At 73.2% G+C, this 5,450-nt stretch carries 4 protein-coding genes; 2 read left to right on the plus strand and 2 right to left on the minus strand.

From position 1 onward, the window contains the following. Nucleotides 1-678: AAA family ATPase (locus tag ACFU6K_RS30235; RefSeq protein ID WP_380668358.1), on the minus strand; the 678-nt coding region annotated here is incomplete at its 3' end. Between the two features lie 182 nt (nt 679-860). Next, entirely contained in the window at nt 861-2,630 is a 1,770-nt protein-coding gene (locus ACFU6K_RS30240) for a 2-isopropylmalate synthase (protein WP_380668360.1), read from the minus strand. Nucleotides 2,631-3,183: 553 nt separating this feature from the next. Between ACFU6K_RS30240 and ACFU6K_RS30245 the strand changes: the two genes are divergently transcribed. Both ACFU6K_RS30245 and ACFU6K_RS30250 read left to right on the plus strand, forming a co-directional pair. Next, entirely contained in the window at nt 3,184-4,278 is a 1,095-nt protein-coding gene (locus tag ACFU6K_RS30245) for a sensor histidine kinase (RefSeq protein WP_380668362.1), read from the plus strand. Next, nucleotides 4,250-4,951, plus strand: coding sequence for a response regulator (locus ACFU6K_RS30250; RefSeq protein WP_380668364.1), 702 nt, complete (start codon nt 4,250-4,252; stop codon nt 4,949-4,951). The genes ACFU6K_RS30245 and ACFU6K_RS30250 overlap by 29 nt, the downstream gene beginning before the upstream one ends. Nucleotides 4,952-5,450: the final 499 nt, after the last annotated feature.

Below are 5,450 nucleotides of genomic sequence, written 5' to 3' on the forward strand. Positions count from 1 at the left end.
GAGCAGGGCGGTGAGCAGCAGCGGGTTGCCGCCGCTGATCCGGTGGCAGTCGGCGGCGAGCCGGTCGGCGGCCTCCCGGCCCAGGCGCTCGGCGACCAGCCGGTCCACGCCGTCGGGGGTGAGCAGGGGCAGGACCAGGCTGTGGCAGCCGGGGCGGCGCAGCAGCTCCTGGTGGAACTCGGCGGTGCGGTGGGCGGCCCGGCCGGAGCGGCCGAGGACGGCCATGATCCGGGAGCGGCCGAGTCGGCGGGTCAGGTGGGAGAGGCAGGCCAGCGAGTCCGGGTCGGCGTGCTGGACGTCGTCCACCACCAGGGCGAGCGGCCGCTGTTCGGCCAGGTCGAGCAGCAGCGCGCTCAGCTCCCGGGCGGCCGACTCCCGCCGGTCCGCGCCGGCCGCGAGCAGCTCGCGGACGGCGGCCCGCTGCTCGGCCGGCACCGGGGCGCCGCGCAGCAGCTGGCCCAGCACGCCGAGCGGCAGGCCGGTCTCGGCGGCCGACCCCACCGCGGTCAGCGGCAGGACGCCGGCCCCGGCCGCCCGCTCGACGAACTCGTCCAGCAGGGCGCTCGTTCCGGTGGCCGCCGGGCCGCTCACCACGGCGATCCGTCCCCTGCCCCCGACCGCCTCGGTCAGCAGACCGGCCAGGAAGGCCAGGTGCTCATCGCGTTCGACCAGCATCATTGCTCAGACTTTCTCTCGTGCGTACCTGCGGGTGTGGGTGGGGGAACCGGCTGCGTGGGACTCAGCGGTGCTCGGTGCTGCTCGGGGCTCCCGGTGGCGCCCCGTCGGTGGGTCTGTGGTGGGTCTGTGGTGGGTCCGTGGCGCTCGGCCCGGCGGTGCCCGGACCCGGCGGGTGCCCGGGCTCAGCGGTGCTCGGCGGGGAGCGGGGCGGCGCCCTGGGTCCGGACCCGCTCCGGTGCGGGCGGGTCCGGTTCGGCCGGGCCCTGGCCGGCCCGGGCGGCGGCGGCCCGGATCGCGGAGAAGGCGGCGGCGTGCAGGCCGGGGCCCCGGCCGAAGCCCCAGGCCGGTCCGTCGGGGAAGGCGCAGCGGGCGTAGACGGCGGCCTCCCGCCCCGGGTCCGCGGACTTGCCCTCGGGGCCGGTGTGCCGGACGTCCCGGACCTCTACGCCCCAGGGCGCCAGGGTCGCGCCGAGGCTGCGCACCTCCTCCGCGCGGACCGTGCCGTCCGCGCTGGCGGGGCCGGCCCCGTCGACGAACAGCTCGGTGGGGACGGGCGCGTGGCGCACGGCCAGCGGCTTGGTCTCGTCCGCGGTGGACCGGTACTCCTGCTCGAAGAGCCGGCCGATCCGGTCCGGCGTGACCTCGGCGCCGGTGGCCTCGGCGACCGCCTGCACGGTGCGGGCGAACTCGATCTGCAGCCCGCGCGGCAGGTCCAGGCCGTGCCGGGCGCTCATGACGTGGGCGACGCCGCCCTTGCCGGACTGGCTGTTCACCCGGACCACCGCCTCGTAGCCGAGGCCGAGGTCCCGCGGGTCGATCGGCAGGTACGGCATCCGCCAGGCGCGGTCGCGCGGGCTCTCGCCGGCCGCGGCGGCCTCGGCCTCCAGGGCGGCGAAGCCCTTCTTGATGGCGTCCTGGTGCGTGCCGGAGAAGGCGGTGTGGACCAGTTCGCCGCCGTAGGGGTGGCGGGGCGAGACCGGCAGTCCGGTGCAGTGCTCGACGGTGCGGCGCACCCGGTCGATGTCGGAGAAGTCGATGCCCGGGTCGACGCCCTGGGTCAGCAGGTTGAGGCCGAGGGTGACCAGGCAGACGTTGCCGGCCCGCTCCCCGCCGCCGAACAGGCAGCCCTCGACCCGCTTCGCCCCGGCCAGCAGGGCCAGTTCGGTGGCGGCCACCCCGGTGCCCCGGTCGTTGTGCGGGTGGATCGACAGGCAGCGGTGCTCGGGGCGGGAGAGGGTGCGGTCCAGCCACTCGATCTGGTCCGCGAACACGTGCGGCATCGAACGCTCGACCGTGGCCGGGAAGTTCAGCACGATCTCGCGGCCCGGGCCGGGCTCCCAGAGGTCCATCACCGCCTCGCAGACCTCGACGGCGAACTCCGGCTCGGTCTCGTTGAACAGCTCCGGGGAGTACTGGTAGCCGACCTCGCAGTCGCCCAGCAGCCGCTCGGTGTGCCGCATCATCGACCGGGTGCCGCGCAGGGCGAGGTCGACGCACTCCGGCCGGCCGATCCCGAGCACGAGGTCGCGGAAGAGCGGCGCGGTCGCGTTGTACACGTGGACGGTGGCGGCGCGGGCGCCGCGCAGGCTCTCCACGGTCCGTTCGATCAGCTCGTCGCGGGCCGGCACCAGCACCGAGACGCGGACGTCCTCGGGTATCCGGTCCTGCTCGATCAGCATCCTGACGAAGTCGTACTCGTCCTGGCTGGCGACCGGGAAGCCGACCTCGATCTCCCGGTAGCCCATCGCCACCAGGAGGTCGAACATGGCGAGCTTGCGGGCCGGCGTCATCGGGCGGGCCAGCGCCTGGTTCCCGTCCCGCAGGTCCGTGGAGAGCCAGCGCGGCGCCGCCGTGGGGGTCCGGTCCGGCCAGGTGCGGTCGGGCAGGGTCAGCGGGACGAAAGCCTGGTAGCGCCGGGGCGGCCGGTCAGCCTTCACGGTCTGGTTCCTCACAACTGTTTCTTGTTGCGAACATGCGGGAAGTACTGGTCTTGTTGCGGACATGCACGGAGTGATGCTCTTGTTGCGGACATGCAGGAAGTACCGGTCGATTGCGGACGTCCTGTGAACGTCACGCTAGAGAGCCGCCGTAGTCCCGGACAACGGTCTCGCCAGCGCTGTCGGCCCATCCGCGCCGGAGGGATGAGCGTGGGGTATCGAAAGGAGTAGTGGCCACTCCTCCCCCGGGCCACCGCACTCCGGCCCCGGTACCACCGGCGGTCCGGCCGCCCGCGCCCGGCCGGGTGGCGGTCGGCGCGACGGGACGACTCACCGCCACCACCGCCGTCCACTTCTTCACGGCGCGGCCGACCCCCCCTTTGTCACCGGTCTCGGCATTCCGGTCACTCCATTGAACTAGTTGAAGATTCGAACACGCTCGACCGGCGAGGGCCCCTCCCGGAGTCCATCTTCACGCCCTCGAATTCGCACGGCGTTCTGGTATCTTGACCCCGCTTGGCCAAGGCGACACGGGGGCCGGCACGTGACCGGTTTGGAGAAGGCAGCCTTGACGACTCGCCAACAGGTGGCGGACCTGATCGAACAACGCACGCCCGAGATCCTCGACGCCTACGAGGCCGAGCTCCGGGCGGCCGGCAACGCCATCGCGCAGAGCCCGGCCTCGCTGGACCAGGCCCTGGCCACCGCCCGGCAGATCGTCGCCGACGTGGTCACCAGCCTGCGCGTGGGGCAGGTCGAGGTCGACCAGACGTGCAAGCTGCTGGCCTGGGACGTCGGCGCGACACGCGCGGCGGACGGGGTCCACCCCCGGGAGTCCGTCCAGGCCTCCTCGGCCTTCTTCCACGCGGCGCTGTCGACGATCTTCAGCCACCTTCCGCCCGGATCCAGACAAGTCGACACCTTCACCCTGATCACCCTCGCGCTCCAGCGCGGCATCACGCTGCGGATCCGCGAGTCGGTGGCCGCGTACACCGGGTTACTCGTCGACAAGATCCACGAGGCGCAGCTCGACGAGCGGCGCCGGATCGCCCGCGAGCTCCACGACCGGATCGGGCACGGGATGAGCGTGACCCACCGCCAGCTGGAGCTCTACACCCTCTACCTGGACAAGCAGCCGGACCGGGCGAGCGTCAAGCTGGCCACCGCGCAGCAGGCCATCCAGGAGTCGATGCACCACCTGCGCGCGGTCACCTCCGACCTGCACACCCACCAGCCGCTGAGGAGCCTGGAGAAGGCCCTGCTCAACGACCTGGAGTCGCTGGGCCCCGACGGCGTGGCCGCCCGGCTCCGGGTGAACGGGGACGAGGCCTGGGCTCCGCCGGAGGTGCTCGACGAGGTGTTCCTGATCCTCCGCGAGGGCGTCCGCAACACCCTGCGCCACGCCCGGGCGACGGTGCTGCTGGTGAACGTCGAGATCACCCCCAACGAGCTCCGCGCCACCGTCGAGGACGACGGCTGCGGGCTGCCGCAGGAGCGGCCGGCCGACGCCGGCGTCGGCCTGTCCTCGATGCGCGAGCGGGCCGAACTGCTCGGCGGCCGACTGCTGGTCAACGGCCGTCCGGACAACGGCACCAGGGTCGATCTCTCGGTACCTCTCAAAGGACGGCTCCTCGATGAACCCGCGCGACGCCGTAGCTGCTGACCCCTCGTCCGCCACCACCCGCGTCGCCCTGGTCGACGACCACGCGCTGGTCCGCGAGGGGGTGCGCGAGATCCTGGAGTCGCAGGACGACATGGTGGTGGTGAGCGAGGCCGCCAACAGCGGCGACGCCATCGCCCAGGTCGCCCGGCACCGGCCGGACGTCGTGCTGCTCGACGTCGAACTCCCCGACGGCGAACCCACCGACACCGTCACCAGGATGCGGGCGCTCTCGCCGTCCTCGCAGATCATCATGCTGTCCATGTACGACGGCCCCCAGTTGCTCCGACGGCTCATCAACGCCGGCATCCGGGGCTACCTGCTGAAGAGCGTGTGCGGCGACGAGCTGCTCGCGGCGGTCCGCGGCGTCCACCGCGGCTCGGACCGGATGGTCCTGGCCGTCTCCCGGGACAGCCTGGCCCGGATGCAGGGCATCACGGAGAACGTGCTGTCGGCCCGGGAGCTGGAGATCCTGGAGCTGGTCGCGCAGGCGCTGAGCAACAGCCAGATCTCCACCCGGCTGGCGATCACCGAGGCCACCGTCAAACGCCATCTGCGCAACGTCTTCGCCAAGCTCGGCGCGGTCTCCCGGATCGACGCCGTGAACAAGGCGATCGCCGCCTCCCTGATCGCGCCTCCGCACGACCAGTCCTGCCACCGCCACCGGGCGGGCTGAGACCTCCTCCGCACGCTCCTTCCCGCCTCCCCCGCGCGACCGCCCGGCCCCGTCCGGCGCCCCGCCCCGCCCCGCACACCGGTCGGCCCGGTCGGCCCGGGTCCAAGCCTCGCCGCGGCCGGCCGGGGCCTCAACCCCTGCCGACCACCTACCCGCCCCTGCACCCCGACGGCCGGACCCGCCCTCCGCCGCCGAAGCACCTGTCCGCCCCCGCGCGCGGGGACCGGTGAATTGGGGGGGGAATTCATGACCGGAGCGGATTCGACGGCCATGAGGGACTTCTCCCCGCATTCGCCGTCGACGGTGGTCATCACCCGGACGTGCAGCGTGAAGTGACGACGCCTCAAGGTCAAGGACGGCTCTTCGGGGGCCAAAGCCGGCACCAAGGTACGGAACTTCCGTCCGCCCGGCAATGTCGACGGCCACCACACCGCCGGCCGGACGGATGGTGCCAACCCCCGGGGGCGGGACGGCCCGGGCCGTCCCGCCGGTCCCACGG

This window comes from Kitasatospora sp. NPDC057512, from assembly GCF_042802135.1.
Taxonomy (GTDB): Bacteria; Actinomycetota; Actinomycetes; order Streptomycetales; family Streptomycetaceae; genus Kitasatospora.

Coding starts and splice junctions, on each gene's coding strand:
- ACFU6K_RS30250 (WP_380668364.1), top strand. CDS start 4,250: ATGAACCCGCGCGACGCCGTAGCTGCTGACCCCTCGTCCGCCACCACC.